The organism is Spirosoma jeollabukense, from assembly GCF_054777855.1.
The window spans coordinates 152,249-179,148 of sequence record NZ_BAAHAD010000013.1 but is presented as its reverse complement, the minus strand read 5'-3'; the positions used below and the strand labels follow the sequence as shown (position 1 = coordinate 179,148).

The following is a 26,900-nucleotide window of genomic DNA, read 5'->3' as shown; positions in this document are numbered from 1 at the left end:
CAGGCGTATGCAGTGGTTAAATTCAACGAAGATTATGATCCAAATTATCAGCCTATTTTACGCTCGATTGCTTGACTTTTAACACAGTTCATGTTAAGAAACTATTTCCATATAATGGACAAGTAGTTCAGTTTTTGTCATCTATTGTAAAGCCCTTAGCGCAGATCTTAATCTGACCAGCGGTTGAATTAGTGTTAATAATGTAACAGGTTAGCTCATGAACTGGAAACACACCTGTCCATTTAGTAGCCAGCAGATACAATTCTTCATTTTCCTTTGTACTGTAAGCATCCAATATTGATTCTTGGGCTATGATACCAAAGTTCAAGTCAAACTTTGCTTTGTAAACGTCCTGGAAAATCAACTTACTGATCCCCGTATCATACCATTCTATTTCAAGTACGATAGAGTCGTTATGACCCGGATTGCTTCGATCAATATTGATTGATTTGAGCGTAGAGTCATGCCAATAGTAATCGTCAAAATTCATTTAAATCTGTTATATAAGTGGCAATATGTAAACTGAATCCTCAAAAACTAGCTGTGATTAAACCACAAGGGTATAAAAAATAGAAGAATGAAGAAGAGGGCTATTAACACGCATATCAATAGACCCGTACCTAGGGCTTTTAGTAGCTCTTTTAATAGCTGCATAACCGTTATATAAGTGGCATTATGTTAGTCTGGAAACTATTCGTATCGAGTTGCAGCCGTTAGAATTTCGGCAAAAACACGCCAATTAACGTTTTCTGGAATCGGCTTACCTATGTTGATGTAATAGCCGTCCATATCTTCAGTCCAACTTTTGATCCCGTCTAGGTACTCATCCAGAGTATTATTTTCCCAAGCAGATCGGTCTGATTGAAGGTCTTCAAGTAGAGTACCTAAAAACCTAGTAAAGTCTTCTTTTGAAGATATACTATCAACTTGGACTTTAAAATCTCTCATTCAAAACTGTTGTATAATTTGCTTTATGTTAGCCAACGAAAGTTTGTATCACTTGATGAACTACTTAAGTGGTGTTGGCTCCTCTAGTTTGACCTTCTCTAAGTTAGGATCGTTTTTTAGCCAATGCGCTTGGTTTAATGGCCAATGATTCTCAGTTATATAAAGAGTCTCCCCTTTTAAGAGACTATCTGCTAAATCACGGACAAACGTGTCTATAAAGTGGTAGAAGGTAGAAGCAATCGGCACGGGATTTCCTTCAACGTTCATATCTATGTAAACCACACTATGGAAAGTCTCCCCTGGTTCCATCCATAAGCAGAAGTGCTCCTTTTGGGTGTTTCTCATAAACGGCAAGGCAAAGGCGTATCTGTTATGTTCAAACCAAAAATCAAGCATATAGGTATCTAAATCAATGCCTAACTGTCTGTTTTTGAATCCCATGAAGCAGTAATCTAAGATAGACGCTCCATTGGTAAACTTTAAGAACTCCAACAGATAAGGATTGAATTTATCAGGAATGCGACCAATACCCTTCACTACCTTTAGATGACTCTCTTTCGTATGCGGGTAAAGGGTAATATCTTCTGGATACCGAAGACTGAGTTGATTTAATCGCTCCAAGATTCCTTCCATCCTAGCTCAGGTTAATTTTGTTGTATAATCTATGTTATGATAAGCTCTCCCCCTAAGTTTGTTTGCGCTGACAAAACCTAGGTTTTGTATATACCTGAAAAATCCTTTAACTATGTGTCTGACAAAACGTCTGACACAACTGTTATGGACCCAATTGATGCAAATACAAAACCGGAGTTACGTCAGCAGCCTATAAAAACGGCACTGACAGAACCGGAGTTAAGTCAGCAACCCGCCGAAATAGTGTTGACAGAACCGGAGTTACGTCAGCAGGACACAGAATCAGCGCTGACAGAACTGGAGTTAAGTCAGACAAAACCTGAAATAGACAAAAACAGAGGCGGGCGTCCTCGTAAAGCTCCCGATGTAACACCTTGGACGGTTAGAGGTGTGGATCTGGAAACACGAACGGCCATAGAAAAAGCTGCAACACGAACGGGTAAGACTATTGGTCAGTACATGAATGAAGATCTACGCCAATATGCTCAAGAACAGCTAAAAAAAGGGAATCAGCCACCCATGAAACAGGAAGACTTACGTACTGAACTGGATGATATTAAAGGCATGATTACCCAACTTGCCGACCGAATACCGGTACAGGAAAAAAGGGGATTCTTCCAACGGTTATTTGGTTAGCGTTTCTATTCATAAACATCTTTACGATGAGCTATCTTCATAATGAAGATAGTTATCTGCTCATTTTCTATCGTGTAGATAACACGGTAATCGCCCACTCGAATCCGGTAGTAATCATCTTGGTCGCTGCCCGGCATATCGAAGTTCTTCAACTTCTTATGGCCATGTGGTTTTGGCTCCTCTGCTAGATCCTCTATTTTTTCGAATATCCGGTCTTGCATCTTGGCCGGAATGCGTTTTAACTCCTTGGCCGCTGACTCGGTTACGACAATCTTATAAGCCACGGCTTGCTAAGATTTCGTTTTTTACGTCTTCAAAAGGGCGCGTAGGCTCACCACGTCGCTCTACAGCATCAAGGGTGTCCATTAGGTCTTCTACAATCTCCTGAACAGCTACATTGGTCAAATCCAGTTGCAAAGCCGTTTTTTCCCCCTTACTGTTAGTGACGTAACTAATGCCTTGACGAATTGCAGTTGCATTCATTTGCTTATTCTTTGGTTGGTTAAATAACAGCTTTACTACGCTTTTTTACTTCTTATCGAGGCCAAATTCTTTCTGAAGGATTGAGCGAATGTAGCCGGGCTTATTTTTGGTTTGATCAAGTTTGCCCGATGTCTGTAACTCATCCGCTCGCTCGGCAAATAGCTTGACGTTTTCGTGCGTTTTAAGCGCTTCTAAGGCCTGATCTAGTAATGGTGAGTCTTTCCCAAAGATTTGACCTAAAAAGCGCATGACGAAGACGACATCCTCATTCTTGGCCCTTTCCTGAGCTACTTCTTTCTTCTTCGTATGAATTTTAAAAACCCATCCCTTTACAGATCCGCCACGGCCACGACCACCTCTCTCCTCGCTGTAAGTGAAATACAAATCACTTATGCCTTCCTCGTACATGTCCATCAGTTCAGCTTGAGCTACCTCAATGACATCTCTCTTTAGTTGGCCAACTGGAAGCTTAATGCACAGTACTTCTTTTAAGCTATCAGGATTATACTCAAACCGACCGACCGACCTCCATTGACAGCACCATTCGTAAAATCGCTGAGAAAACTTACTAGTTAAGGTCATCACTACCGTAGCATCAAGTACGGTAAACCGCTTCGTCAGTTCGTAGAGATAAGGCAGAACATATTTTGAAATAGATACTTCTAGTCCTTTGCCCTTTATGTATTGGCCACCATTGACAAACCCTGTCTCAATCCACCCCCCATCAGGAGCATCGATAGAGAAATCTTTCTTACGTAGGCTAACGACTGCTTTTCTGTAATCTCTGTATCTATGATCATGCTCATCAGACTTCTTAAGCTGACTTTCAGGAATAAATAGAATCAGTTCCCTTTTAAAAAAATCGTCAGCGATTCCATTTTGAACGGTTTTCATCACTTCAATAAGTGATAAATAGATCAACCGCTTCTCTGTAGTGGTATAGTCATATCTAGCACCTGTAATAGCATTGGTTTGCTTGAATGTCTCTATCTGCGTCATTCTTTCTATTTTGTGCGTAATTTTAAATAAAGTCCACAAAATAAGCAACTAAAAAGGTCATATTTCCGCCAATTACGCATAAAATACCCTTAAAAACTCCGCCAATTACGCATAAAACTCCGCCAATTACGCATAAAACATACCTATAAATTACTAATAATCAATTAGTTACGAGGCCGTAAAGTTTGCAAAAGAATAATTTGCTAAAGTGCAAATGCCAAAAAACCGGCTTTTGAGAGGTAAAAAAGGGGTAAAAAACTAAACTTATCCACAATGAAAAAAGCAGCAAATAAGACTAGCTAAAGCGAATGGGAAAAAAGAAAGCAAAAACTAAAACCGCACCGGGGCGCGTAACTATAAATTTAGTTAACTGTTCCACGATTTGTATTATTCCAATAGTAATTCAAATACCCCTTTAGTAAAGACTGCTGAAAAGAAAAGAGACAATCCTATACTATCCCCTTTCCAATACACATAGCCCTATCTATTTAATTTCCCCAGCTGGCCAATGTATAATTTGGTAGTTTATCTAATCCTATATAGCTTCCCAATGAGATAGTAAACCCTCCGGCGCGCGTGTCGTGGTACGGTCTTATTAAAGAGCGAGACGGAACGCTATTCCACTACGTTCCATACCGTTCGTCTCGCTCTACGAGGTTGATAATCAGTAATTTACTATCCGTATATATCTGTAACAAACTAATTTTTTGAATACTATTTATATAACTGCCTAATAATCAATTGTAAAATGCGTAAATTTTATCAATATGTCTGATCGGAAGAGTTTATCGATTAGCCTGGGTACCCACCGCCAATTGGAGAAACTAGGTGATCAATTAGGCTTGTCTCACAAAGATTTGGTGAGTGCAATGGTGCAATTTTTCGCCGTGACTAAGCTCGATCCCCGCTATCCCAAAGCCGATGCGCCGGATGTTGTCTTGAAGAAATTGACCGATAAAGTGGACGCGCTGGATAAACGCTTTATTGGATTTATCCGCGAGCAGGAGAAAACCCTCCTCAAACCCATGCAGGCCGACGTGCAGGCCTTACGGCAGGCCTCGGAAGCAGGTTCCGGGGCAGGGTTAACCCCGGCGCAGTTGGAAGAGCAGTTGACCGGCGTGGTCGAAGCGGTGCAGACGTTACTGCGGCTCTCGTTCCGAACGGCTCTAGTGGATAACGCGCTCCGGAGCGAGTACAAGCAACAAGCCGATCAACTCATTGCCCAGCAGAACGGCCTATGATGACCAAGATACCGCCCGGTGGTTCAGGCCTATCGAATCGCAGTGGCTCCTGTGGGGGCCTGGTAGCCTATCTGGAGAAGGAACAGCTTGGCCAGTGGTTTGGCCGGGAAGCCGAACAGGTACCGGGGTATCAGGTCACGGCTGAGCTGGATGCCAACAAACGGAATTTAGGCCGGGACGATGATAAGTACTATCAGATTGTCTTAGCCCCTTCCAAGTCCGAACTCGCCCATATTGGCTCCGATCCAGAGGCCTTAAAGGCCTTTACCCGTTCGGCGATGGAAGCCTACGCCCAGAATTTTGGAAAGGGGATTGACAGCCGGGATCTGGTGTGGTATGCCAAGATTGAGCATAGCCGTAGCTACGACTACACCGACCGTGCCGTTCAGTTGGGAGAGCAGGCCAAAGGAGGGATTAAGGTGGGCGATCAGACTCACATCCACGTAATTGTGAGTCGTACCGAGAACCTAAAGACCTATCGGCAGGATCTTACGGAAGGCTTGCACGCACGGAAGAACCCCTACCATCTGAGTCCGCTGACCAATCACAAAGGCACCACCAAAGGCGTAGTCTTAGGCGGTTTTGAGCGCAACGGCTTTAGCCAGCGGGTAGAGCAACGCTTCGATCAGGGGTTTGGCTACGAGCGGAGTTTAACCGAATCCTTTCGGTATCTACACGGCATGAAATACGGGGATGAAGGCCTGAAAGCAGAACTGAGCCAGGCGGCTGCGCTGGAACGGAGCCAGCAACGGGAGCAGGCTCAAGCCCTGGAGCTGGCCAGCCAGCAGCGGCAAATTGAGTTACAAATGGGTTTAGGGCAGGCTTACCAGCAACAAGATGTTCGCACGTTAAGCCAAGGCTTAGAGCAGGCCGAACAGATTCGTCAGCAACTGGCCCAGCAGCGCCAGCAGGAGGAGGCTCGTCAGTTGGCGATAGAACGGGCCGAAAGCCTAAAGCAGGAGCAACGCATTGAACAAAGTATCCAACAAACGCCCCGTCAGGGTCGGGGTTTAGAGCGATGAACGAGAACAAATTCCTAAAAAACCTGAATCAGAAACCTACGTCGAGTACCCCCATACCCGCAGCGGGTAGCCCCGCACCGGCTCCGCAGCCTGCTCCCGCTTCTGATCCGATTCAACGGTTGGTGGATGAACTAAGCCGCCAGAGCACCGCTATCGAAGGGTTAAATGAACGCTTCAATCGCTGGGAAAAACGGCCCCGAGGGGCCAGCCCAGCCGAATTGGAGGCGTTGATGCAGGCCGCTCGACAAGGTGTTGAGTTTACGCTGAATAGTCAGAAGATGGCTGAGTTGATGCTCCCTGAGCTGACCAAGGGTATGCCTACGCTGAGCAACCTGAAGGCGGCTACGGATGAAGGGGTGAACGAAATACGAGCCATTGGGCTGGCCACCGCGGAGCGTATTGAGCAGGCCAGTACACGGGCTGTTAATCGGATTGAATGGGCCAGCCGCAGCAAAGCCGATGTACTGGCCAGCCGGATCGGGTTCACCTCCTGGCAATCGGCTCTACTGATCTTTGCGGGTTTTCTGGTGCTGGTGGGCGGGGCCATTCTGGCCAACCAGCAGCGGGAAGCCGCTTTAGCCCAGGCGCGCAACGAGACGCAGGCCGTACGCGAATTCACCGATTGGGTGAAGACCCAACCGGAGGGGAAACGTTTGTATGATCGGTATTATCATCCTTAAGGGTTGGGTGAGCGTTTAGGCAGTAGCTGAGGGTCGTTCATTTTTCAATTTGAGTTTTATCCTGTTTGATCGTCCGATGCACCCTTAGCCGGTTATTGATCGAATAAAAGGGCCGTAAAATAAATCATATGAACAATAAGTTCTTCGAGGCTTTTCTGTTTTTGTAGAATGGCAACGTAAACTCTTGACCATATGGTGATTGTCTACTTCTCCGGTTATGATTCCCTATGCGACTATCATGAATGTACGTACGGAGGAAAAACCATTGATTCCTGTTTTGAGATGCTTTCGGTCTTAGTTAGGGCTGGCTGGAAACTTGTCAACGTAAAATTGTCCGACAGCCCCGGATGTGGCACCTGGCTGCCTATTGAGGCCTTTGATGGAAAACCTCTACAAAGACCCTTGCGCTTGCTTCAGCGTGAGTGGGAAGAAATTCTCTTTACCAGCCGTCAATAAAGCCCAATTGATTGCCAGCATTGCCTGTTGCCGGAGCCATGGGCAATGATTTACTCAAAGGGCATTTACATACCTATGGAGAACCATCCGTTTGACGATGATGCTAGTTGGTTGGCTAGTGCGAGGTTGACGCGACAACTCATAATCGACCAAAGGAAGGTGGTTACAAGAGCCAGAGAAGCAATTACAGCCCAACGATTGGCATTGACCGAAAGAATGCAGGTCATTGACCAGCGGCTGGACAACCTTCAATCTGAGATTGACGCTATCAAAAAGGCATACCACCTACGTTAAGCACTACCGGATAGAGCGACCAAGTACGTGCGTAGTTGAAATCAATAGAGGAGAACGAACATAGCCAAAAAACGGGGTGGTGACATACGATGTCACCACCCCGTTTCGAGACTAACAATAATTGCACTTTTTGGGGAAGTGTTGTATAAGGTACGTTATGTTAAGGGAATATTCCTAGATCAACCATCCCACAGAAGCAATGAAAACAGGCCGGATTGTACGTTGGAAAGGGGAAAGAAAAGGCTAGTATTATGTTAATAGAATATCCCTAGATTGTGAGATTGCCAATTGCGAGTAAACTATCTCCAGGAGCAGCTTCTAAGTTAGCATAACGTTTGATTTGTAACAGTTTTTGTATGCTTGAAGCAGTTGTAGTAGTTGACCTGATAACTCTAGAACAATCTGGGAGCCTGATTGCGGGCACGATCTATTTGCAGGTTGGTCAACAGGCTTTTCCGGAGAAAGGATGGAATGACAATGCACCTCTCATACTCTCCTGGTGGCTTGATACTATTGCGAATGGTAGACGTGAATTTCTCTTTATGGATGGGCCATTTTCCTTCAAAGAGAGTAAATCCAATGTCCAGTTAGTGTTCAATGACAAAGTACAGGCTTCCTATTTAATCGATTGGCAAGAGCTGCGAAAGAGCATTGGAAGAACAGCTGAGCAAGTAATCCAGTATCTAGAAGCCAAAAACTACAACCATAAAGACCTGAACGAATTGAAAGACAAATATTCGCTAAAGAACGATTGGTTATCATAAAGCAAATTATACAACTGAAAAGGTTGGAAATTTGAAGTGCCACTGGTCAGGTTTTTCTAATTTGCCTTCAGCTACTAACTCCTCAAATAGTGGCTCTAGGCTCTCAGCCTCTAATCCATTCACATCACTCTGATCCGAGCTTGACCTAACAAAGTTGAAGAATCTGTAAATGTCGAAGCGGTTAACTATTAAGTGGACATTGGCAGTAGTTACATGTTCAATGTATTCATCTTTGTTATAATCAAAGTCAATAACCTGACCTAATTTTTCAGCTCGACAACCAATGCCATGAAATTTGTAATCCATTGGTCCTAGAGTTCCACCTATAGGTAATTGACCTATGTTCCAGCCATTGCAATACTGTAGAAACCTAGTATTAACTTCGTCTATAGCAGCTTTGTAGGCTTGAATATTGAGCAATATTTTTTCTTTGGTTATCATAATTGCACTTATACAACAAATTTAACTTCAAAAAACTACGTTTGATCTGAGCAAAATAAGCCCAAGAAAAATACTTATAAATCCACCTATAATGTTTATTGCCTTATTAACATTTCCTCCAAATAGTTTTTCCCAAGAATATTTAAGAGGGGATGGGAGCCAAAGATAAGTTCGTTTGTTGCCGGTAAAAAAGGCCGAGTACAAGCTAAAACAACCCAATAAAATGAGAAACACGCCAAATAACTTCATGAAAACTGTCATGCTTCGTCACAGTTGAAATTGATTACACTAAAATTTAACTTTTACTATATTTACTCATGCTAAAGAATTGTTCAATTCTTTTATTACTCTCTTAACATAAAATTAGTTATACAACAGCCAACAAATAAATGCAATTGTACCTTCCTACAGATAACCCATTGATATATAACTATACTAATACGACTATTGAGTTTGTGGACGTGATGGAACTCTGCCAAGGTTGTCCAGAGGTAGGACATCTTTCGATAAATTCAGTAGCTTTTAATCCGGGTTTACAATTCGGGACAAACGTTATTTTTAAAGACCATTGGCTGATTCTTCCTCAGTTCATAAAAAGTTGGAAAAAGTCCGGCTTTAAACTATGTGCTATCGACTTACGAACTAATCAGTTAAACGAGATTAGTCAGGTAGAGCCCCTAGCAATACCTTATAAAATTGAAGGAAACCGTATAAGTTATTTTACTGATTTATCAAATCAAACAAGCAAAAATGCTGTACTTCCATAATAGAAAAATTCAACTCTGTAACTCAATCATATTCAAGCTATTTTTGTACTTAGAAAAGAGATGTTGTATAACTAATTTTATGTTATGTGTTTAAAGTCATAAATAGACTGATAAACAGTAAAAGTAAGCTATCGGAAAAATATAATTTTGACAAAGTATAGCTGTCATGAAAATTGATCTAAAACTCATTCCGGTAGTAATAATCTGTGGATTATCTGCGTGCATTTGGGATGGATCATCGACCTATGAAAAACAATTAAATGGGCCTTACTACCTAGAGGCTTATAATGACTATAACGAGATGTCCATTGGTATTGAAGATAAAGAAATTAGAGTTGGGGTCATTAAAGCTACTGTCTTTGCAATAGGTCAAACCGACCAGTTTATTGTTGCCAAACAACACCCCCTTAACGAGAGTAGAAATATTGATAAGTCAATAACTAACTACTTCATCATTCCCCTGAACCAGAAGATTTCTAAAGCGACAGACAGGAATTATTTTGGTCCTCTAACCTTGGATGAATTTAATGGAAAAAGGCATGAATTGGGTATGGATTCTGTTCCCTTTACTATTGTGTTTAAAGACCTTAAATAACCTCCCGAATCTGTTGTATAAGTGCCTTTATAGTACGTTTGAACTGGATTGAAAAATACTCAAAAAAACAGTTATTCAACTGTGAATTGAGCCACCAGTGGGGTAAGTCCGATGCTTTATTAGCTAACCCTGTTTAACATGTTTTGACTCTTGCTGGTGAATTTTAAAGCCTGGACAGTTCAATTGGTGAAAAACCGCGTATGCTATGCTAGGGTCTAAAAATTCAAGGCGCCAACTCCCTGTTATCCCTTTCTTTTTCCCCTTTGTAACTACCTCTTCGTATGACAACTTACATTGGTATCGATGTAGCCAAAGATAGCCTTTCTGTGGCTGTTCCAAAGCTTAATGCTGGCTGGAAAGTAAATGAATATGCCAATTCACCAGACGGTATTCGTGCCCTTTTAAATCAGTTGCCTGACCTGGCTCATTGTGTGTTGGAAGCGACTGGCTCTTACTCAGTTTTAGTGACCTACATGCTTACCCAATCTAAGGTGACGATCTCGGTCATTAATCCTAAGCAGAGCCATCATTTCGCGAAAATGCATTTGTCGGTCACTAAGACTGATTCGCGTGATGCAGTCTTATTATCAGAATATGGGAGGATCATTCAACCGCCTGTTTATCAGATGAGTAGCGAGGGTTTGTTGTTGCTCAGACAAAAACGAACGTTGCTACGTCAATATCAAAAACAGCGGGTAGCGCTACTTAATTTACAGGAGTCGTTCCAGCCTTTACCCTTAAAAGATGTGACCGTTCAGCAAAGTTTGCTAGAGATGATTGCTAATTTTCAGGCGGCTATTGCTCAATTAAAGGCAGAAATTAATCAGGTGTGTCAAGCTGATTTCGCCCACCAGTACAAGCGATTGACCTCTATTAAAGGGATCTCTCAGGCCGTGGCCACCGCTCTAATTGAAACGACGAATGGCTTTCGAGACTTTGCTTCAGCTAAGGCATTGGCTAAATTTATTGGCGTGGCTCCGATCATCTATCAATCGGGAAAAGTAGGCATAACTAAGGGTATTAACCGCTCTGGAGATGCTCATCTAAGAGGTCAATTATATATGGCTAGTTTGTCGGCGATCCGGTATAATAAACCATGTCGAGAATGTTACCAGCGCTTAAAAGCTGCGGGTAAAGTAACCAATGTAGCTTTAATGGCGGTCGTCAACAAACTACTTCGGCAGGCGTATGCAGTGGTTAAATTCAACGAAGATTATGATCCAAATTATCAGCCTATTTTACGCTCGATTGCTTGACTTTTAACACAGTTCATGTTAAAGAATACATAGTAAGGTAACAAATTAGTAATATGTATGGTATAAAAGCTATAAATATGAGGGAACGGTAATACCAGCGGAGAAGTCGGTAAGGCTTTATTTGGAGTGCCTAACTAGATCGAGTATGCCAGGCGTATGCGACTGATTGAGTTGGACAGGTATTAAAAGTTAGTGTCTCGTAAAAACGCTCAATTCTTCCTTACTTCTCTACGAGTTGCGCTTCATTGAGGCAGGCAAATACCAGCCGATAAAATTCGGGGTGTGATTGCCAAGTCTGACCCGTGACCATGTTCCTATCCCGTACGGCTTGCTGGGTTGAATACGTACCCCCTCCCATCTCAATTTCAGTGCGGACATGTTCATAAGCGGTTAGGGTTCGGTTGGTGGCTAAACCTGCCGTGACCAGAATCTGTATCCCGTGGCAGATCGCAAAAACCCATTTACCCTGCTGGTCAAATTGGCGGACGACATCCAACAGGGCGGCATGATTACGTAGGTATTCGGGGGCACGGCCACCCAGCAACAAAATCGCATTATATTCCTCGACAACCACATCCTGTATGGCTAGATCTGAAGCTAGACAATAACCGGGCCGCTCAATATAGGTATCCCAGCCGGGTTCAAAATCGTGCATAACCAAGTTGAGTCGCCGTTTACTGGGAGCGGCAATTCGGGTTGAATCGCCCTCTTCCTGAAAACGGTGAACAGCGTAGAGGGTTTCATAACTTTCGCCACCATCGCCGGTAACGATCAAAATAGTGCAATTCATAGAAGGCAGGCTCTAAGAGAAAGTTTGGAAAGATAGGCATTATCCCGAATAACTTTCCACTTGGGCAAGCCTGAAAGAGCCGATTTACTCATGAATTTCTGATGACGATTGGAAACAAATTGTATGCGGTGAATTGAGCGGCAGTGCCCAGTTTAGCCGCTGGTCCCGGCACGGTCCGCCGTTGCGGGGGAACCGCGCTTAGCGGTGGTCGCACACGGCACAGATAGTAAAAAATCAGGGTCTTATAATAACGCTCCATAAAGTGAAACGAAAAAGATGTCATCTAAGCAATCAAACAATGCCGATATGGCCTTTTTTAGGCGTCCGCCTAAAAAAGGCCATATCGAAGAGCCAGTGAGCAGAACACCCGTAAATCACTCTTTAAGCAGCTAGAAACAAAGACGCCACTAGTCAGTTCTTGCCTAAGACTGACCCGTTTATTCGACTACACATGCCTCTTGAGTCCTTGATCATTACCTATGGCTACCCGATCCTGTTTGTGGGTGTACTACTGGAAGGCGAGGCGTTTTTGATCTTGGCTGCTTATCTAGCCCACCGAGGCTACTTCGCCCTGCCCGTGGTGATTGGCCTGGCCGCCCTAGCCTCCTTTACGATGGCCCAAATTTGGTTTGTGCTCGGCGATCGCTTTGGCACCGCTTTACTTAGCCGTCGTCCAGCCTGGCAATCGCGTCTGGTTCGGGTAGACGCCATGCTACAACGCTATGGCAGTAGCTTGGTGCTGGGGTTTCGCGCGCTGTTGGGCTTACGGACCCTAATTCCAGTCGCTATTGGAACATCAGCCTACCCAGCCCGCCAATTCACGCTACTGAATGGAGTGGGAGCGCTGATCTGGGCCCTGGTGGTGGCCTTGGCGGGTAACACGATCGCTCAAGGCTTGGAAGTACTCATCACGGATCTGCGACAGCATGAACTAGCCGCGGTCGTCGTGCTTGCCCTGATCGGTTTAGTTTGGGGGCTAATTCGTCTCTACCGCCAGCCTAAGGTCCCGCTTACAAAAGGTGACTAGCGTAAAGACCAATTAATTTAGGCAGTAAGGGGTCGTATGCTATGGATGGCTTTTGAAGGTCAGAAAAGATCACTGTCTCACAATTCGCTCAAATAAATAGCCCGTTCCCCTCAAGCCTTTTACCAAACAAATGGATTGTCAACGAAAGCGTAGCTTTTCCAACGAGCCAATCAGTTCAGGCAGAAAATCCGTAAAGGCTGGGTAACGAGCCCGATTCTTCTCATAATAAGCCAGTTGGGCACTAAAATGATCTAAGTAAGGCCAATCCTTGTACAAGTCTCGAAGTCGCTGGCTCTCTTTCGGAAGCCCCATTTTTAAGGCAATCCGTATTTCACCCGCTCGCACCGTCAATTCATTGAAAACCGTCAGCCAGTCGGTATACTGGGCCTGATTGGGGACGGGTTTAAACAAGTCTTTATACTGGTTGATCCGCTCGGCCAGTTCGGGTTGCATGGTGTAGGGATTGACAAAGGAATGACCAAACTCGTGCACACAAAGCGTCCGAACGGCTTCCCGGTCGTTGAAGCCCGGGTCCACGACCCGTTGACCGAGTACATGCTGGTCTCGATAGGGAGCACTTATGTTGAAAAGCCGAGCCTCTTGACCAGCGCCCGTTTGCCAGCCCATTCCCCATTGAGTAATAAAGAACGGCATGACCACAATGGTATAGGCTTGCTTTCGACTTCCATAGTAGGCTTCCAGGGTGGGAATAAAGCGAGCGGAGGGCTGGTTTTGACTCACCTGATCGATGGCTTTTTGGTAGACATCGGCCTGTTGGGTTAGAAAGGCCGCCATGTCAACATCGTGATAGAATTGAGCGACCTGGGTCATATACCCCGTAAGAACTACCTGGGCCGAATCGGCATTCGGGTGGATGGCTGCCAGTAACAAAGGGGAGACAGGGGTTTGCCATCCGGTAGCGGGTAATGGGCGGGCGTACAAGCCTAACAGATACACCCCCGTACCTACTTTGTCGGCTAACGCTTTGGTGGCCCTAATAGCGGGATGGTCCGCGTAGGACTGGAACGCTTGATAATTAATCCGCATGGCCCGTGAGCGTCGGTAGCCTGCCGGGTCCTTGGCCGAGTCGGGCAGCAATTCGGCCGACAACTGGTTCATTAACGTAGCAATCGTTTCGACCGTGGGATTGACCTGAATGGTAAGCTGTCGGGGGCTTGTTTGAGCGGTGGCTGTTCCGGGACAGAACAGCAGCCAAGTCAAGAAACCTAGCAGGTAGTAGTTCACTTGATCAAAGCAGGCTAAAGGATAGTTAGATAAGAACGGTTGATTAATCTATAAAATAAGTGCATACCAATTTCCATCAAAAGCATTCTCTTAACATTGAGCTATGGCTGATTCAAGAAATACACTTCTGAAGAGGCACCGCTTGAATCGGCCAATTGACCCAACGCTGGGGGCTGTTGACCAGCTAGAGTAGGGCAACATAAAACCTGTCCGCCAAGCGCTGACAGGGAGTCCGTCAGCAGTCCGCTTCATTAAGTCAACAGCGCCTTCGCTACTCAACACGACGCCAAACTAGTTCGACGATGGCCCCATCCCCTACCGGCATTGTTTCAAGCAGTGTGTCTTCTCGTCTGCGCAGACCAAGCTGGTCCCTCCCCCGATCTAAGCCGGTCCAGTTCGGAAAGCTGGCGCTAAGGATGTGCTGACCCAGGAAATCACCTTCTCCATCGACTTCATAGGTTCCGAAAAGCGCTAAGCTGTTCTGGACGACGGCTCGGTTCTCCTCATCGCTGCCACTCAGCCTATCCCCCGAAGCGAAGGCCGGAATTTCAGGATTACTTACTATTACACTAAAATACAAATTTTCCGTGAACACCAGCAGGCCATGGGGGCTAGCCCCCAAGATTGATATTTTATGTTGCTTACTATGAAGAATAGCCGATTCGAGTGTCCAGGTTCCTAGGATATTATTGCGTGACATATCGTTGTTAAATGGTTGCTCAAAGGTCCGTAAATCACCCACGTCGAGAATGGTGATTGGTTCACCGATTGGCCCCTAACATAGACTTCTTAAAGACCGAAGGGGTTTGCCCGGCATACTTCTTGAAGAACTTAGTGAAATTAGAGGGGTCGTAGCCCAGCCGGTGGGCCACATCGGTAATGGAAAGATCATGCCGGCAGAGCAGCGTTTGGGCGACCTGAGCTAAGCCCAATTCGAAGTGAAAGCAGGGGGATTGACCGGACACCTGAAGAACCACCCGGCTCAGATACCGGGGGTGGACGGCTAGTTGGTGGGCGATGTCAGCCAGCTTCAGGACGGTGTCGGTTTGACCCGTCGTCAGATCCGCCAGATGGTGGGTCATGGCCTGAACGTACTGCTCGGCCAGTTGGAGAGTCCGCTTAGTTGGTTGTTGTTGGGTCATGCGAACCGGTTCTTCTCTTCAGCCACTTGGCTGGCTAGGCCAAAGGTAACGGCTGAGATAATACCTTGCCTAAGTATGGGCTCGTGTTAGCATAAAATGGCCTGTATAGCCGTTCAATGATCTGTTCATAAATATTGCACCTGCCTTGAGACGACACGTACATTTGCTTCGAGAAATGGGCATTTATTAAGGCATCAATGAGTATAGGAATGCGTACTGGTTGAGTTGCCTTTATGGACATAAATACGTTTTAGGCGATGAGTAACGTAAACGACGGTCCGTTCCAGGACTTCATTTCGACCAGCGCCGTTACCCCCCATCGAGGGCTTGACCGGAATGATTAGTCTAATGCCCAGTCGCTGAAGTTGACGGCTGACGGCCATCGGCATGACTAATAGAGTTCTAGAGTTCCCCTAAACGCTAAGGACAAGCCTCCCGGTATTGGGGAATACGTCTTTGGCCGTCGTACGAACCAACCCTTTCGCCATTGGCTACGTTCGTGGGAGCAGGCAAAAACTGAGGCAATCAGGTGGATAAAGGACTCCAGATGCGGGGCGGTAGTCTCAGTGGCCGGTCCGCCGGTGACTCGCCGAACCGTTTGCTTCTCGAAGCCGGTTGCGCTCCCTGACACAACCCTCAACTTATTGATCAATCAGTTCTTCTTCGCCGATAACCGCAGGTAACTCACTACCAAAAATACCGTACCTTTGATTTTTACAACGGTTTATTATGAAGCCACGCCCCCTCCAGGAACTCTACGATCGCTTAACACCCGCCGATGGCGCATCCGGCACGTTGCTGCCGCCGGGCATCAAACACGAACTAGGCCATTTCAACGTCTTCGACGTGGCCGACCTTATGCTCGGCTACCACACCAAGCCGCCGACGACCTTCGACCGGCGGGCATTCTATAAAATCAGCTTGGTTCGCGGGCGTAGCCGGGTCGAGTACGCCGATAAGGTGGTGGACATCGGGCAGCACGCCCTGTGGTTTGCCACGGCTCAGGTACCCTACCGGTGGCTTCCCCACGACTTGGATCAGACCGGCCACTTCTGCATCTTCACGGACGAGTTTCTGCTGCCGGCCAAAGGGCGGGCGGGGCTGGATGACCTACCCATTTTTCGGCCGGGCAATCAGCCGGTGTTGATGGTCACCCATGACGAATACGTGGTCATTGAGGCTCTCTTCCTGAAAATGAAAGGGGAAATCACGTCGACCTACGCCTACAAATACGATCTGTTGCGGGCTTACCTGCTCGAACTGATTCACGTCGGGCAGAAACTACAGCCCGCTCCCCTACTGGCTGCTCCGCACACGGCTTCGGCGCGGGTAACGGCCCTATTTACCGAATTGCTCGAACGCCAGTTTCCCTTAGCCACCCCCCAGCAGCAACTACGTCTGCGCACGGCCAAAGACTACGCTGATCAGTTGGCGCTGCACGTCAACCACCTTAACCGGGTGCTGAAAGAAACAACCGGCCGCACCACCACCGAACTGATCAGCAGCCGGGTGGCGCAGGAAGCTAAAATACTGCTCAAACAAACCAACTGGACCGTCTCGGAAATCTCCGACAGCTTGGGCTTCGCCGACGTGGCCCATTTCTGCAATTTCTTCAAGCGGCAGACGGGCGTAGTACCGGGTGCGCTTCGGGTTTAGTTTGATTGTTTGAATGATACAGTAAATGGTTTGACCGGCGCAAACCAGCCCTCACCCGTCTACCGACCTTTGTGGCCGAGGTAGCCATCACATCCGGCTAGCCAACAACCACATGAAAGTATTCGTCACCGGCGCAACGGGCTATGTCGGCTCTTCCCTTATTCAGGAATTAATCGGCGCGGGCCATCAGGTCCTCGGCCTGGCCCGCTCGGAAGAGACGGCCCAACAATTAACGGCCATCGGGGTTGAGGTCCACCGGGGTTCGCTGACCGATCTAGACAGTCTCCGGCGGGGCGCAGCCGCTTCGGACGGGGTCATCCACACGGCCTACAACCACGACTTTTCTGCCTACGCCACCGCCGGGGAGACCGACCGGCAGGCGGTGGAGGCCCTGGGTAGTGCGCTCATCGGCTCTGACCGGCCCTTGGTCATCACCTCCGGGGTTACCGTCCTCACACCGGGACGCATCGCCACCGAGACCGACCCGCTCGACCCCAACGCGGCTTCGGCACCCCGCATTCCGTCGGAAGAAGTCATGGGGGTATTGGCCACCCAAGGCGTTCGCACGTCGGTGGTTCGCCTGGCTCCATCGGTACACGGCCAGGGTGATTACGGCTTCGTACCGACCCTGATCAGCCTGGCGCGGGCTAAAGGCGTGTCAGCCTACATTGGCGAGGGCATCAACCGCTGGCCTGCGGTACACCGGCTCGACGCCGTTCGGTTGTTCCGACTGGCTTTAGAAAAGGGCACGCCAGGGGCCAAATTCCACGGCGTGGCCGATGAGGGCATAGCCGTCCGCGACATCGCAACCATCATCGGTCAGCACCTGAACCTGCCCATCGTGAGCAAAACAGCCGACGAAGCGGCTGACCATTTTGGCTGGATCGGTGCTTTTCTGTCGGTCGATTGCCCGGCATCCAGCGCACGCACGCAGCAGCAGTTGGGCTGGACTCCCGGCCAGCCGTCGCTCTTGGCCGACCTCGAGCTGGGCCATTATTTTGAAGAAAAGGAACACGGACAGCTACGCGGCTAGCACGCTTCGGGGGGTAACTATTAATCTAACTCAATTGGCGATGAACACGAAACACTTGGTTGACCCTGAGCTGGCAAAGGCGCTGGAAGGGATAAACACGCCCACTCTAACGCGGGAATCGCTGCCGGTGAACCGTATCGCGCTGAGCCAATTCAAGGTGTCTGCCCCGTCTGCTCCGGGGATAACCGTTGAGGAGCACCGGTTGTCCCGATCCGATGGCTCGGCCCTGCGCGTGTTGGTTTATTTGCCGACGGCACCGCGTACCGGCGGGCTGCTCTTCTTCCACGGGGGGGGCATGATCAGAGGCACGGCGGATCAGTACGATGCCCAAAGTCGGTACTTTGCCCACCGGCTAGGGTGCGTCGTGGTGGTGGTCGATTACCGGCTGGCCCCCGAAAACCCGTACCCCGCCGGACTCGACGATGGCTACCAGGCCTTGCAGTGGTTGCACGACTCGGCCGATGCGCTGCAACTGCCGCGTGTACGTATTGCGATTGCGGGCGAGAGTGGCGGAGGCTGCCTTGCTGCGGCCCTGGCCCTCTACGCCCGTGATCATCATGGCCCTGCTATCTCAGCCCAGTTTCTTCAAAACCCCATGCTAGACGACCGCACCGGCACCCCTGCCGCGCCAAACCCCCTGCCAAACGTGGGCGAATTCCTGTGGACGGCGGCCAACAACCGGTTTGCCTGGTGTGCCGTTTTGGGCCGCGAACCCGGTGGCCCGGATACGCCCGCTTATGCCGCACCCGGACGGGTCGAAAACCTCGCTGGCCTGCCGCCCAGTTATCTTTTCGTGGGCGAACTGGACCTGTTTCTGGATGAGAACCTACGCTTTGTCCATAACCTGCTCCGGCACGGGGTGTCGACCGAGTTGCATTTGTACGCCGGTGCTTACCACGGCTTCATGAGCTTCAGCAAGGGTACCCAACTGACGGAACGAGCGGAGGTGGATTTCTGGGGCGCGATGGACCGGCATTTTCACCGAGACTGACTAGCTCAACGAGGCGTTCCCCTTTCGTAGGCAACTGATCAAGTTGGACAACGATTAAAACCATCGTCTCCTCAAAGGCTCCTCCTTGAGACGATGAAACGTTTATGAATGGGCTCTCGCCTGAGACGACGACGTATTCATGTATCTGCTCATTAATTCGGGCGTTTTATGAACGGGTGGGTCAAGGCTAGTACAATCTATAACAGGCTGTTCTAGCCGGAAATAGATGTCGATTTTTTACTTGTTGTATCTGCTTGCGAAGGGATAGGTTTGTAACGGACATTAAACCGCGACAATCATGAAAATAAGTCTTCTTTTGCTGCTTCTTGCTGGCCTATGTCAAACCGTTTCCCGCGCTCAATCGAGAACCTACGTGCTCGTTCATGGAGGCTGGCAGGGGGCCTGGTGTTGGAAAAAGGTAGTACCCCTGCTGGAAGCCAAGGGTAATCGGGTGGTGGCGATGGATTTACCCGGGCACGGTGACGACAAAACGTCCCCCGCTACGGTTACTCTGGAGGAGTATACAAATAAAGTCGTTCAGCTCGCCAAGGCCCAAACAGGTCCCATTATTCTCGTTGGGCACTCCATGGCGGGCGTTGTTATTGCCCAGGCCGCTGAGCGATTAGGCAAACAGAAAGTGGCCAAACTGGTCTTTCTGGATGCCTTCATGCCTAAAAATGGTGAGTCTGTATTTGCCCTGGCCGCCAAAGCCGAAGAACTGAATAAAGCCGCGGGTAAACCTGCGTTAGGACCCTCCCTCAGTCAGTGCCTTCTGCTAGCGGATGACAAGCAGACTTCCAGGGTCGATCCGGATCGAGTCGCCCAGTTATTTTACCAGGACTGTTCGGCTGACGATATAGCCTTTGCCAAAGCGCACATAGGGCCGCAACCAATGGGTTGTCTGGGGACACCGGTACAGGTGTCGGATGCTCAGTACGGAGCTATCCCCAAAGTGTATATTCTTTGTACTCAGGCCAAAGACCTGGACAAACAGAGTATAGCCAATAACGTACCGATCCAGAAAATGTATACCTTAGCCAGTAGTCATTCCCCGTTTTTCTCCATGCCCGAAAAACTGGTGGCCATCCTTGAGGCGCTATGATCTTTCGTGAAGTACGTCCTTGCCTGGCCCTGCAGCCGTATATCAGGAAGTACTTATTGGTGAATTTAGTTTACCAACCCGCTGATTTCCCCAAAACGCCCTATCCAACCCGGCTCGAGCAAGCCCTGATATTTTTTGTTCGGGGCTTCATCACCTCCTATGATCCGGTAACGGGGAAAACGGTGCCGATCGCCCAAAATGCCCTGTTTGGCCAACAAGTCTCCCGGCTTGACTTCCAATGCGTTGTGCAGACCGACTTCCTGATGGTACAGGTCATTTTTCAACCGGGGGCTCTCTATCGTTTAGTCGGGTTGCCCAGTACGGAGCTGACCGGGCAGTTTTGTGATGGGGAGTCCGTCCTAAATTCGGAACTACAGACGGTCAATGATCAACTGGCGAATGCGAAAGACGAGACTGAGATGATCGAACGGATTGAGCAGTACATGGTAAGTAAACTAAAAAAGGTCAAGCGGGAAGCGCATCCCATTGATCGCATTGGGGAGCTATTACTGCATCACCCGGTACCTTTTTCATTGGATTGGCTGGCTGATCAAGCCAATCTGAGTCCCCGTCAATTTGAGCGAAAATTTAGTGAACGGATTGGCATCGGTCCTAAACTCTATAGTCGGATTAGTCGATTTTTTCAGACGATAACCTATAAAGAGAGGCACCCTGACCAGGATTGGTTGACCGTAGCCGTTGAATTCGGCTACACGGATTATGACCACCTGGCGAAAGATTTTAAGCAGTTTGCCCAGGTTACGCCGAACTTGCTGATGCGAGAATATGCCCAACGTCCCGAGATTATCGTCAATCTTTGAACTGGCCGAATCATACGACTGAAATTTCCGACTTAACCGTCCGGCTGAACCGGCTCTCCTGGTTGCTGGGGCTATCCCTTACGCCAGAAAGTCTTCCCTGGCTAGTACGAATCGCCCTGACCATGGAGTTAGACCATCTATTTATCTTTACGCATCAGCCTCAGCAAGCCGCCACTTCCTTACAATCGTTTGGACTAACGGAAGGCACCGCCAATGTCCATCCCGGACAGGGAACCGCTTGTCGACGCTTCTTTTTTCAGAATACGTATGTAGAATTGGCCTGGGTGATCAGTGAGGATGAACTTAAAAATCCGGTGATTAAACGAACCCACCTCTGGGAACGATCGCAATATGAGCACACCCAGTATTGTCCCCTTGGCTTTTGTTTCCGAACCAAGCCGCCATCGGGCCAGTCCATTCGCTTACTTTTTGAGGATGGCTGGCGCTACCACTCCGATTATTTACCCCCAGGCCAGTATGCCAACATAGCCTCCAATGAGGACTATCCGGCTGAACCCATGCTCTTTGAGATGCCTTTTTTTGGCTTAGCTCCTAAAGACTACCCGCCAGAAAAGCAACAGCCTCTGACTCATGCCAAGGGGTTCCAGGAACTGACGAAGGTAACCTTAACACTACCCCCGTCCACAGACGCCTTATCGCCGGCGATGAAAAAGGTGCTTGCTGAAAGCCTAATTCATTGTTCACCCGGAAAGGACTATCGGATCACGTTACAATTTGACGACGGCAAATACGGTCAACAGCAACGTTTTATGCCTCTTCTTCCCTTAGTCGTTACCTGGTAGCGAATGCCGGCTTCCCGGCTAGAGGCTTTTCACTACCTTCTTAAACGCACACGAGTGCGATCCCATCCCGGCCGATTGGTCGCTGCACCCCTAATTAGACGCTGACAACGGATACTACCTATTCGGGGATGGGGGTTCCGGGTTTTATATCGACATTGTGATACGAGACAATTTTCCATGCACCGGCCTCTTTGGTGACCACCTGGAGTAAACGGGTGTTGAGTTGCCCCTTGGCATCTAATTGAATTCTGGGGGGAAGCCCTTCTTTGGCAAAGCCGGAGACCTGGCATAAGGTCTCTAAAAGGGCCACATCGGAGCGGACAAATTTCAAAGACACGAGTTTCTGCTTTAAGATCGTATACTTGAAGAAGCTTTTAAAAATTACCTCGTGTTGGTCTAAAAACGCTTTGTGGCCTTTAAAGAACATACCCGCAATGTTGGTAAAGGTGCCATCGGGAGAAAAGGATTGGGAGTAAGCCGGGGCATCCCCTTTGTTCCAGGCCTGCTCCTCCTGTCGGAGAATGGTATGAATCGATAACGAGTCTTGGGCATTTTGCGCCAGGAGGCCGGATGAAGTAAGCACGAGCGTAAGGGTCAAAGCTCGTCGGAAAGCTGCGTTTACTTTCATGATTATGGGCTTTACATTAACCAACTTGTAAGCTACCCAAAGAAATACACCTGACCTCGCCTGCTTTATTCATCGGTAAACGAGGGGAAGCCTTTATTGAGGCATTTCGACTGGCCACTGGACAGCTCCTATAAATCTCTGTATCATAAAATGCTCCTAAGGGAGACACCTGAGCTTACCTGTGTCTGTTACTTAAATGGGGCGTTTTTTGATGAGCCATTTTTAATAACTGTCAACTACTATCCGTAGCATACGGTTTTTAAACCTACATTTTCTACACAACCTACATAGATTGCCCTAGGATCTAGTCGCTAGTAGTGACCAAACTTCATCCGCAGCCGACATGATGCACAAGGCTAGCAAGAATGACACTTCCTTAGCCGAGCCATTGAATAGCGCACCGCTTGGAGTTGTGAGTTTCAGCTGAATACTACTAAATCTATGTAGTTACATTGAATTAATTGTATGCCGCCCGTAGCCGTCCAAACAAATCGCTGCCTCTTTTAGTGGTAGAAGATAACAAGGATCACCAACTCCTGATTGCCTACTCCTTACAAGTGGGAATACCTCGTGTCCTCCCCGTTTTTGCTAAAAGCCCTGAGGAGGCACTCACTCATTTGAATTGCACCCAAAGTGACTCTAATGACTTTCCGCGCTTAATTTTACTGGATCTTTTTTTGCCTGATCCAACTCAAGGCTGGCAGTTGTTAACCCAACTGCGAAGTCGGTATCCTCGGTTGCCGGTCATTATTTTAAGCAGTCATCAAGATCAAGCTATCGTGAACAGAGCGTATGAGCTAGGTGCACACTCCTTTTTGAGCAAGCCCATAGGCCTTGACAACTGGGAACACTGCTTCCGAATCTTGAATGAGTATTGGTTAAATGTTGTCACCTTGCCTTCCAGGTAGTCGTTCTAGGCATTGTATCTTGATGGATGCAGAATTTTCCATTACCAACGGGTAGTCTGTGTCAGCTACTAGCTTTAGCCAGCCATAGGTAACCAGATCGTCAACAAAATGCGCTGTCGTATTGGTACGGAGTAGCAGTCAAGCCTCAAATGAGCCTGTGTAACCACACACTCCAAAGGCATACCAACTTTTGCAACCGCCACGGGCGTTATGATACGCTAGGTGAAAAAGGAAACAAAATTCCGATTTTGTAGACTAATGTTGGTCAGCTACCTGATGGATACAGGGCGCTCGCAGGACTGCCAAAGGGGCATAATCAGCCTTATTAAATCAAAAAAGCCTCGACCGCCAGGACGAGCCGATCAAGAACAGGTAGTATCGTTTGCGCCTTTGGCGTCAGTCTGTATTCAACCCGGGGAGGCCTTTCGGGGAAGGCCTCTTTTTGTACGAAGCCCAGGGCGACTAATTCGTTCAGTTCCGTCATGAGTACTTTCTCACTGGTTTGGGGCATCGCACGGCGTAAGTCCCCATACCGACGTGTTCTCTCGGCCAGGAGGTAGATGATCTGGAGTCGCCATTTGCCGGTAACAATAGTCAGCGTTTTCTTAAAAACCAGCCTAGCCCGCTCATCGGGCTGTTGACTACTAACTACTTTGTGCATAAGCAAAGGTAGTGGATTTCCCGTCGGCAAGGGTCAGCTTGAAACGCGACCCTTCGTTTTTGACCGTTGCCGTTTCTTCCGGAGACTATCCCCCCATACCTTTGGGCTATGTAGAAGCCGATTCACGACTGAAAGATGTACTGTATAGAAATGACGTGCTACGGGCCAGGAAAGAAAGGCTAGCAAAAAAGATAAAGGCCCTTGAACAACAGGTGGAGGTGCGACTCTCTGAAATAGAGCGTATCAAGAATGATGATCAAATAAGTTAACTCAAGACCCCCATTTAATAAATATGCACGCGAAGACCAGCCATGCATTTATTTGTTTTTCCTCTATTTCTTTACCTGTTTATATATTTATAGTGTGATTCGACAATATAGCTCTCTGGCGCGTCAATAACTGTCAATCAATGGAGCCAAGCCGGGTTCAAGCCGTTCTCAAACGTCTTACGGGCGCTGTACGGAGTGTGTGGCGCATTTCAGCCTGGGTCATTGTCTACGCCCTCAAAGCCAGAAAAAAACCGGCTCTTTTTTTGTACAGCAGTGATACATTCTCCTACTGGATATGGCGATGGCGGTGGAACCTAAGTGAGCACCAGTGGGAGGTTGTCAAGCTAAAAGCCTACTGCCCAGTTTGCCAGACTCCCTTGACGGAGTTTTCCACTGCCTATGGCACTGTGCTTATCTGCCCCCTGAAAGGCCGGGAGCATGGCGGCTTTAGTAGTGATTCGGACCACTCCGCAAACGTACGACAGTTGATTCGACAAAAGGTCGGCAAGTTATATGACTTAACTAAGCTGTAAGGTAGGAGTCAACCAAGTCAGTAGGCACTCTGAAACGGTACAGGCAAGAGATAGACATTACCCTACCTACACCAGGCTTACCAACAAAAGCCAGAAATAGCCGGACTTCCTTTTATCTCACGGATCGTGTAGCCTTTTAGGTGAACCTACCCAGCTATTTACAGGCGGCTTCTGTTTTGTTGCCAATAGGTAGTTTACACTATAATTTGTTTACAATGTGACCTGATAGGTAATAACTAGTCTAGTAAAGTATGGAAATAAAAACTTTCTCACTCCTTGACAAACCCTGGGTATGGGTAGCCTTCGCCATAACGGTCTTTGTGGCGCTCGCTCTAAGCTGGATATGGGCGCTGGTGCGTTAGCTAAAGCTGTCTTTATCTTTTGCTGATGTTGATAACATGTTTTCGACTAACTAGTTGTCAGTAGGAACCTTAAACAAAAGCAACATGCCAGATTCAGAAGAAACTAAGACAACGACCACCAAAACAACGACCGTCAAGACTGATTCCGAGGAGAACGGGAAGGAACAGCCGGGTGGCCCAGTAACGACCACCAAGACGGAGAAAAGGGAGGATGATCAGTAATAAGCAGGAATACATCAGAAAGGCCTGGCTTACCTTCTTGACAAACCGGGCCTTATCCCCACGTTCAACTAACCTATTTCAACGCTGGCTTCGTGGCACTAGGAGGCTAGAAGGTCTTATAGATAGGCCCGGTTGAATCGCCCAAACAACTTCCCATCTCATCATTGCCATCTGACGGTTGAAGCGCTACCAGCTAGATCTCTGTCGTTGAAAACTTACGCTGACTGAATTACCTCCAGCACTTGGTCCTACTGCGTGGATAAGTCGGTAGTTTTAGGCCATACCGTTTTCTGGAAATAAAAAAACCCACCTACAACGTAGCCGGGCTTTCCGTTTCTATCCACACCAAAATAAAGCCGTTATGACGACAGCGTTTATTTTTCATAAAGGTATACTGATTAGCATGCCCATCTGTTCCATCCTTCATACTCGCTGCCATAGGCTGGTAATTACCGATTTGGTCTTTAGCTAGGCCCAAGCGGACAGTAAGTTAAAAAATAGGATTGTTTCCATAAACACGGTCTCGTTTACTTTATAAAACCATTCCTCTAGTTACGGCCCTTTTTAATCTAAATTTAATCTAGCCCTTACCTGCCAGTAAACTTCTACCAACTTCTATCGCTACGTTTCTCTTGACTTGTTGACTATCCCGCGCCAAAGGAACGAACTGCAATCCTGAAACAAAATGTAACTGTAAGGCAAATAAATACGCTATAAATAGTTTCTTTTCTCAGTATAATACCAAATAATAAATAAGTAATATTACTTACATGAACATAGGTATATTTGACATAGATCACTGTAACAACCTCTATGCAACTATCAGCTACCTATCTTCTTCCCGGTATGTACCAATACACATACCCTACTTTTGCCGATACCCCGCAAACAATCTGTGTTCATTTCTTAACGCCGGATCGCCAACAGGCCTTTGTTAGTTATCCGCGTCACCGGAATCACAAAGCCGCTCAACTGGTGGATGCGGGTTGGTTTAACTCGGTGAAGCTGGTAAAGATGAATGGCCAGCCTCAACTCATGCACTTTTTAGACGTAATACTACCCAGTCTGTTGGGTAATTGCCCGACAAAGGTGATTTCTCTGGATTCATTGGCCACGATGCGGTGTAAGTACGGGATCAATGCGTTACCCGTGGCTTTTGGCTAAATCAACATAAGGGGCGTCGATAACTCAAGTTGCTATACATCCAAAAGCCCATCTAAATTGTTGATGGGCTTTTTTGATTTTATCTACACAATAGAAAACCTAAGCTTATATTGATCCTAATTGGGTCGCTTTGCCGTTTCGTACAAAATCCGTCACTTGGGGGGCACCAAGTTTATAACAAATTGACTATCAACTAAATCGATCCAGAAAGCCGGGTTCATAAAGTAAAAGCCAGAATAGTTAGTGGACCTACTTTGTGGCCCTATTTTTCGCATTGATTCGATCCTAAAAATCGCTAATTGATTGTGGTTCAGAAAGGTGTGACTTT

Annotated in this window: 34 protein-coding genes; 19 read left to right on the top strand and 15 right to left on the bottom strand. The window is 47.5% G+C overall.

Annotation, left to right across the window (positions count from 1 at the left end; translation table 11 throughout):
• Window positions 1-127: 127 nt before the first annotated feature.
• From ACYVEA_RS30330 to ACYVEA_RS30320, 3 genes are all read right to left on the bottom strand, one after another.
• Entirely contained in the window at window positions 128-490 is a 363-nt protein-coding gene (locus ACYVEA_RS30330) for a hypothetical protein (RefSeq protein WP_461117122.1), read from the bottom strand.
• A 200-nt stretch (window positions 491-690) separates the two neighbouring features.
• Window positions 691-948 carry a DUF7660 family protein gene (locus ACYVEA_RS30325; protein ID WP_461117121.1) on the bottom strand — a complete coding sequence of 86 codons (258 nt, stop codon included), beginning with the start codon at window positions 946-948 and terminating at the stop codon, window positions 691-693.
• Between the two features lie 60 nt (window positions 949-1,008).
• Complete coding sequence (locus tag ACYVEA_RS30320) at window positions 1,009-1,581, bottom strand: SMI1/KNR4 family protein (RefSeq protein ID WP_461117120.1); 573 nt, start codon at window positions 1,579-1,581, stop codon at window positions 1,009-1,011.
• 84 nt (window positions 1,582-1,665) lie between these two features.
• Between ACYVEA_RS30320 and ACYVEA_RS30315 the strand changes: the two genes are divergently transcribed.
• On the top strand, window positions 1,666-2,217 hold the full coding sequence (locus ACYVEA_RS30315) for a hypothetical protein (RefSeq protein WP_461117119.1): 552 nt from the start codon (window positions 1,666-1,668) through the stop codon (window positions 2,215-2,217).
• 5 nt (window positions 2,218-2,222) lie between these two features.
• Here ACYVEA_RS30315 and ACYVEA_RS30310 read toward each other — a convergent pair whose 3' ends face one another.
• The 3 genes from ACYVEA_RS30310 to ACYVEA_RS30300 are packed head-to-tail and all read right to left on the bottom strand — an operon-like array spanning window position 2,223 to window position 3,699.
• Window positions 2,223-2,501, bottom strand: coding sequence for a type II toxin-antitoxin system RelE family toxin (locus tag ACYVEA_RS30310; protein ID WP_461117118.1), 279 nt, complete (start codon window positions 2,499-2,501; stop codon window positions 2,223-2,225).
• A complete protein-coding gene (locus tag ACYVEA_RS30305) occupies window positions 2,491-2,700 on the bottom strand; it encodes a hypothetical protein (protein ID WP_093835395.1) in 210 nt (69 codons plus the stop codon). The genes ACYVEA_RS30310 and ACYVEA_RS30305 overlap by 11 nt, the downstream gene beginning before the upstream one ends.
• 45 nt (window positions 2,701-2,745) lie before the next feature.
• A complete protein-coding gene (locus ACYVEA_RS30300) occupies window positions 2,746-3,699 on the bottom strand; it encodes a RepB family plasmid replication initiator protein (RefSeq protein WP_461117117.1) in 954 nt (317 codons plus the stop codon).
• 767 nt (window positions 3,700-4,466) lie between these two features.
• Between ACYVEA_RS30300 and ACYVEA_RS30295 the strand changes: the two genes are divergently transcribed.
• From ACYVEA_RS30295 to ACYVEA_RS30275, 5 genes are all read left to right on the top strand, one after another.
• Window positions 4,467-4,940: a BfmA/BtgA family mobilization protein gene (locus ACYVEA_RS30295; protein ID WP_461117116.1), complete on the top strand. Its 474-nt coding sequence runs from the start codon at window positions 4,467-4,469 to the stop codon at window positions 4,938-4,940.
• Window positions 4,937-5,962, top strand: a complete 1,026-nt coding sequence (locus ACYVEA_RS30290) for a DUF5712 family protein (RefSeq protein WP_461117115.1) — start codon at window positions 4,937-4,939, stop codon at window positions 5,960-5,962. The genes ACYVEA_RS30295 and ACYVEA_RS30290 overlap by 4 nt, the downstream gene beginning before the upstream one ends.
• A complete protein-coding gene (locus ACYVEA_RS30285; protein WP_461117114.1) occupies window positions 5,959-6,642 on the top strand; it encodes a hypothetical protein in 684 nt (227 codons plus the stop codon). The genes ACYVEA_RS30290 and ACYVEA_RS30285 overlap by 4 nt, the downstream gene beginning before the upstream one ends.
• 192 nt (window positions 6,643-6,834) lie before the next feature.
• Window positions 6,835-7,098, top strand: coding sequence for a hypothetical protein (locus ACYVEA_RS30280; RefSeq protein WP_461117113.1), 264 nt, complete (start codon window positions 6,835-6,837; stop codon window positions 7,096-7,098).
• Window positions 7,099-7,748: 650 nt separating this feature from the next.
• The gene (locus tag ACYVEA_RS30275; protein ID WP_461117112.1) at window positions 7,749-8,156 is read left to right on the top strand and encodes a hypothetical protein; all 408 of its coding nucleotides are present in this window, start codon (window positions 7,749-7,751) and stop codon (window positions 8,154-8,156) included.
• A gap of 6 nt (window positions 8,157-8,162) precedes the next feature.
• On the opposite strand, the gene ACYVEA_RS30270 is transcribed toward ACYVEA_RS30275, so the two are convergent.
• Complete coding sequence (locus ACYVEA_RS30270; protein WP_461117111.1) at window positions 8,163-8,597, bottom strand: DUF6896 domain-containing protein; 435 nt, start codon at window positions 8,595-8,597, stop codon at window positions 8,163-8,165.
• Between the two features lie 933 nt (window positions 8,598-9,530).
• Here ACYVEA_RS30270 and ACYVEA_RS30265 point away from each other — a divergent pair.
• Both ACYVEA_RS30265 and ACYVEA_RS30260 read left to right on the top strand, forming a co-directional pair.
• Window positions 9,531-9,959, top strand: a complete 429-nt coding sequence (locus ACYVEA_RS30265) for a hypothetical protein (protein WP_461117110.1) — start codon at window positions 9,531-9,533, stop codon at window positions 9,957-9,959.
• Window positions 9,960-10,240: 281 nt separating this feature from the next.
• The gene (locus tag ACYVEA_RS30260; protein ID WP_461117109.1) at window positions 10,241-11,215 is read left to right on the top strand and encodes an IS110 family transposase; all 975 of its coding nucleotides are present in this window, start codon (window positions 10,241-10,243) and stop codon (window positions 11,213-11,215) included.
• Window positions 11,216-11,435: 220 nt separating this feature from the next.
• Here the strand turns inward: ACYVEA_RS30260 and ACYVEA_RS30255 are convergent, their stop codons facing one another.
• A complete protein-coding gene (locus ACYVEA_RS30255) occupies window positions 11,436-12,005 on the bottom strand; it encodes a DJ-1/PfpI family protein (protein WP_461117108.1) in 570 nt (189 codons plus the stop codon).
• Between the two features lie 451 nt (window positions 12,006-12,456).
• Between ACYVEA_RS30255 and ACYVEA_RS30250 the strand changes: the two genes are divergently transcribed.
• Complete coding sequence (locus ACYVEA_RS30250; RefSeq protein ID WP_093835521.1) at window positions 12,457-13,032, top strand: DedA family protein; 576 nt, start codon at window positions 12,457-12,459, stop codon at window positions 13,030-13,032.
• 138 nt (window positions 13,033-13,170) lie between these two features.
• Here ACYVEA_RS30250 and ACYVEA_RS30245 read toward each other — a convergent pair whose 3' ends face one another.
• The 4 genes from ACYVEA_RS30245 to ACYVEA_RS30230 all read right to left on the bottom strand — a co-directional run bounded on the left by ACYVEA_RS30245 (window position 13,171) and on the right by ACYVEA_RS30230 (window position 15,802).
• On the bottom strand, window positions 13,171-14,253 hold the full coding sequence (locus ACYVEA_RS30245; protein ID WP_461117107.1) for a DUF4932 domain-containing protein: 1,083 nt from the start codon (window positions 14,251-14,253) through the stop codon (window positions 13,171-13,173).
• A 295-nt stretch (window positions 14,254-14,548) separates the two neighbouring features.
• Window positions 14,549-14,977, bottom strand: a complete 429-nt coding sequence (locus ACYVEA_RS30240) for a lipocalin-like domain-containing protein (RefSeq protein WP_461117106.1) — start codon at window positions 14,975-14,977, stop codon at window positions 14,549-14,551.
• A gap of 61 nt (window positions 14,978-15,038) precedes the next feature.
• The gene (locus ACYVEA_RS30235; RefSeq protein WP_461117105.1) at window positions 15,039-15,419 is read right to left on the bottom strand and encodes a helix-turn-helix transcriptional regulator; all 381 of its coding nucleotides are present in this window, start codon (window positions 15,417-15,419) and stop codon (window positions 15,039-15,041) included.
• Between the two features lie 194 nt (window positions 15,420-15,613).
• The gene (locus ACYVEA_RS30230; RefSeq protein ID WP_461117104.1) at window positions 15,614-15,802 is read right to left on the bottom strand and encodes a hypothetical protein; all 189 of its coding nucleotides are present in this window, start codon (window positions 15,800-15,802) and stop codon (window positions 15,614-15,616) included.
• A 346-nt stretch (window positions 15,803-16,148) separates the two neighbouring features.
• On the opposite strand from ACYVEA_RS30230, the gene ACYVEA_RS30225 reads away from it, so the two are divergent.
• Window positions 16,149-17,075, top strand: coding sequence for a helix-turn-helix domain-containing protein (locus ACYVEA_RS30225; protein ID WP_461117103.1), 927 nt, complete (start codon window positions 16,149-16,151; stop codon window positions 17,073-17,075).
• A gap of 112 nt (window positions 17,076-17,187) precedes the next feature.
• Window positions 17,188-18,108, top strand: a complete 921-nt coding sequence (locus tag ACYVEA_RS30220) for an SDR family oxidoreductase (protein ID WP_461117102.1) — start codon at window positions 17,188-17,190, stop codon at window positions 18,106-18,108.
• Between the two features lie 106 nt (window positions 18,109-18,214).
• On the opposite strand, the gene ACYVEA_RS30215 is transcribed toward ACYVEA_RS30220, so the two are convergent.
• Window positions 18,215-18,394: a hypothetical protein gene (locus tag ACYVEA_RS30215; protein WP_461117127.1), complete on the bottom strand. Its 180-nt coding sequence runs from the start codon at window positions 18,392-18,394 to the stop codon at window positions 18,215-18,217.
• Here ACYVEA_RS30215 and ACYVEA_RS30210 point away from each other — a divergent pair.
• The 4 genes from ACYVEA_RS30210 (at window position 18,341) to ACYVEA_RS30195 (ending at window position 21,825) form a co-directional block, all read left to right on the top strand.
• Window positions 18,341-19,099: an alpha/beta hydrolase gene (locus tag ACYVEA_RS30210; RefSeq protein ID WP_461117125.1), complete on the top strand. Its 759-nt coding sequence runs from the start codon at window positions 18,341-18,343 to the stop codon at window positions 19,097-19,099. The genes ACYVEA_RS30215 and ACYVEA_RS30210 overlap by 54 nt on opposite strands.
• A gap of 298 nt (window positions 19,100-19,397) precedes the next feature.
• Window positions 19,398-20,201: an alpha/beta fold hydrolase gene (locus tag ACYVEA_RS30205; RefSeq protein WP_461117101.1), complete on the top strand. Its 804-nt coding sequence runs from the start codon at window positions 19,398-19,400 to the stop codon at window positions 20,199-20,201.
• The gene (locus tag ACYVEA_RS30200; RefSeq protein ID WP_461117100.1) at window positions 20,198-21,022 is read left to right on the top strand and encodes a helix-turn-helix domain-containing protein; all 825 of its coding nucleotides are present in this window, start codon (window positions 20,198-20,200) and stop codon (window positions 21,020-21,022) included. Before ACYVEA_RS30205 ends, ACYVEA_RS30200 begins: the two co-directional genes overlap by 4 nt.
• A complete protein-coding gene (locus ACYVEA_RS30195; protein ID WP_461117099.1) occupies window positions 21,019-21,825 on the top strand; it encodes a VOC family protein in 807 nt (268 codons plus the stop codon). Before ACYVEA_RS30200 ends, ACYVEA_RS30195 begins: the two co-directional genes overlap by 4 nt.
• 118 nt (window positions 21,826-21,943) lie before the next feature.
• On the opposite strand, the gene ACYVEA_RS30190 is transcribed toward ACYVEA_RS30195, so the two are convergent.
• A complete protein-coding gene (locus ACYVEA_RS30190) occupies window positions 21,944-22,453 on the bottom strand; it encodes an SgcJ/EcaC family oxidoreductase (protein WP_461117098.1) in 510 nt (169 codons plus the stop codon).
• A gap of 506 nt (window positions 22,454-22,959) precedes the next feature.
• Here ACYVEA_RS30190 and ACYVEA_RS30185 point away from each other — a divergent pair.
• A complete protein-coding gene (locus ACYVEA_RS30185; RefSeq protein WP_461117097.1) occupies window positions 22,960-23,361 on the top strand; it encodes a response regulator in 402 nt (133 codons plus the stop codon).
• 325 nt (window positions 23,362-23,686) lie between these two features.
• Here the strand turns inward: ACYVEA_RS30185 and ACYVEA_RS30180 are convergent, their stop codons facing one another.
• A complete protein-coding gene (locus ACYVEA_RS30180; protein ID WP_461117096.1) occupies window positions 23,687-24,022 on the bottom strand; it encodes a winged helix-turn-helix transcriptional regulator in 336 nt (111 codons plus the stop codon).
• Window positions 24,023-24,431: 409 nt separating this feature from the next.
• Between ACYVEA_RS30180 and ACYVEA_RS30175 the strand changes: the two genes are divergently transcribed.
• The 3 genes from ACYVEA_RS30175 (at window position 24,432) to ACYVEA_RS30165 (ending at window position 26,572) form a co-directional block, all read left to right on the top strand.
• Window positions 24,432-24,824 carry a hypothetical protein gene (locus ACYVEA_RS30175; RefSeq protein WP_461117095.1) on the top strand — a complete coding sequence of 131 codons (393 nt, stop codon included), beginning with the start codon at window positions 24,432-24,434 and terminating at the stop codon, window positions 24,822-24,824.
• Window positions 24,825-25,270: 446 nt separating this feature from the next.
• The gene (locus ACYVEA_RS30170) at window positions 25,271-25,408 is read left to right on the top strand and encodes a hypothetical protein (protein WP_461117094.1); all 138 of its coding nucleotides are present in this window, start codon (window positions 25,271-25,273) and stop codon (window positions 25,406-25,408) included.
• Window positions 25,409-26,221: 813 nt separating this feature from the next.
• Window positions 26,222-26,572, top strand: a complete 351-nt coding sequence (locus ACYVEA_RS30165) for a hypothetical protein (RefSeq protein WP_461117093.1) — start codon at window positions 26,222-26,224, stop codon at window positions 26,570-26,572.
• Window positions 26,573-26,900 lie beyond the last annotated feature (328 nt).

Bases quoted from the DNA above. Each gene is read 5' to 3' on its own strand.
- ACYVEA_RS30330 (WP_461117122.1), bottom strand. From the start codon at position 490: ATGAATTTTGACGATTACTATTGGCATGACTCTACGCTCAAATCAATC.
- ACYVEA_RS30325 (WP_461117121.1), bottom strand. From the start codon at position 948: ATGAGAGATTTTAAAGTCCAAGTTGATAGTATATCTTCAAAAGAAGAC.
- ACYVEA_RS30320 (WP_461117120.1), bottom strand. From the start codon at position 1,581: ATGGAAGGAATCTTGGAGCGATTAAATCAACTCAGTCTTCGGTATCCA.
- ACYVEA_RS30305 (WP_093835395.1), bottom strand. From the start codon at position 2,700: ATGAATGCAACTGCAATTCGTCAAGGCATTAGTTACGTCACTAACAGT.
- ACYVEA_RS30300 (WP_461117117.1), bottom strand. From the start codon at position 3,699: ATGACGCAGATAGAGACATTCAAGCAAACCAATGCTATTACAGGTGCT.
- ACYVEA_RS30295 (WP_461117116.1), top strand. From the start codon at position 4,467: ATGTCTGATCGGAAGAGTTTATCGATTAGCCTGGGTACCCACCGCCAA.
- ACYVEA_RS30290 (WP_461117115.1), top strand. From the start codon at position 4,937: ATGATGACCAAGATACCGCCCGGTGGTTCAGGCCTATCGAATCGCAGT.
- ACYVEA_RS30285 (WP_461117114.1), top strand. From the start codon at position 5,959: ATGAACGAGAACAAATTCCTAAAAAACCTGAATCAGAAACCTACGTCG.
- ACYVEA_RS30280 (WP_461117113.1), top strand. From the start codon at position 6,835: ATGGTGATTGTCTACTTCTCCGGTTATGATTCCCTATGCGACTATCAT.
- ACYVEA_RS30275 (WP_461117112.1), top strand. From the start codon at position 7,749: ATGCTTGAAGCAGTTGTAGTAGTTGACCTGATAACTCTAGAACAATCT.
- ACYVEA_RS30270 (WP_461117111.1), bottom strand. From the start codon at position 8,597: ATGATAACCAAAGAAAAAATATTGCTCAATATTCAAGCCTACAAAGCT.
- ACYVEA_RS30265 (WP_461117110.1), top strand. From the start codon at position 9,531: ATGAAAATTGATCTAAAACTCATTCCGGTAGTAATAATCTGTGGATTA.
- ACYVEA_RS30260 (WP_461117109.1), top strand. From the start codon at position 10,241: ATGACAACTTACATTGGTATCGATGTAGCCAAAGATAGCCTTTCTGTG.
- ACYVEA_RS30255 (WP_461117108.1), bottom strand. From the start codon at position 12,005: ATGAATTGCACTATTTTGATCGTTACCGGCGATGGTGGCGAAAGTTAT.
- ACYVEA_RS30250 (WP_093835521.1), top strand. From the start codon at position 12,457: ATGCCTCTTGAGTCCTTGATCATTACCTATGGCTACCCGATCCTGTTT.
- ACYVEA_RS30240 (WP_461117106.1), bottom strand. From the start codon at position 14,977: ATGTCACGCAATAATATCCTAGGAACCTGGACACTCGAATCGGCTATT.
- ACYVEA_RS30235 (WP_461117105.1), bottom strand. From the start codon at position 15,419: ATGACCCAACAACAACCAACTAAGCGGACTCTCCAACTGGCCGAGCAG.
- ACYVEA_RS30230 (WP_461117104.1), bottom strand. From the start codon at position 15,802: ATGGCCGTCAGCCGTCAACTTCAGCGACTGGGCATTAGACTAATCATT.
- ACYVEA_RS30225 (WP_461117103.1), top strand. From the start codon at position 16,149: ATGAAGCCACGCCCCCTCCAGGAACTCTACGATCGCTTAACACCCGCC.
- ACYVEA_RS30220 (WP_461117102.1), top strand. From the start codon at position 17,188: ATGAAAGTATTCGTCACCGGCGCAACGGGCTATGTCGGCTCTTCCCTT.
- ACYVEA_RS30205 (WP_461117101.1), top strand. From the start codon at position 19,398: ATGAAAATAAGTCTTCTTTTGCTGCTTCTTGCTGGCCTATGTCAAACC.
- ACYVEA_RS30200 (WP_461117100.1), top strand. From the start codon at position 20,198: ATGATCTTTCGTGAAGTACGTCCTTGCCTGGCCCTGCAGCCGTATATC.
- ACYVEA_RS30190 (WP_461117098.1), bottom strand. From the start codon at position 22,453: ATGAAAGTAAACGCAGCTTTCCGACGAGCTTTGACCCTTACGCTCGTG.
- ACYVEA_RS30180 (WP_461117096.1), bottom strand. From the start codon at position 24,022: ATGCACAAAGTAGTTAGTAGTCAACAGCCCGATGAGCGGGCTAGGCTG.
- ACYVEA_RS30175 (WP_461117095.1), top strand. From the start codon at position 24,432: ATGGAGCCAAGCCGGGTTCAAGCCGTTCTCAAACGTCTTACGGGCGCT.
- ACYVEA_RS30170 (WP_461117094.1), top strand. From the start codon at position 25,271: ATGCCAGATTCAGAAGAAACTAAGACAACGACCACCAAAACAACGACC.
- ACYVEA_RS30165 (WP_461117093.1), top strand. From the start codon at position 26,222: ATGCAACTATCAGCTACCTATCTTCTTCCCGGTATGTACCAATACACA.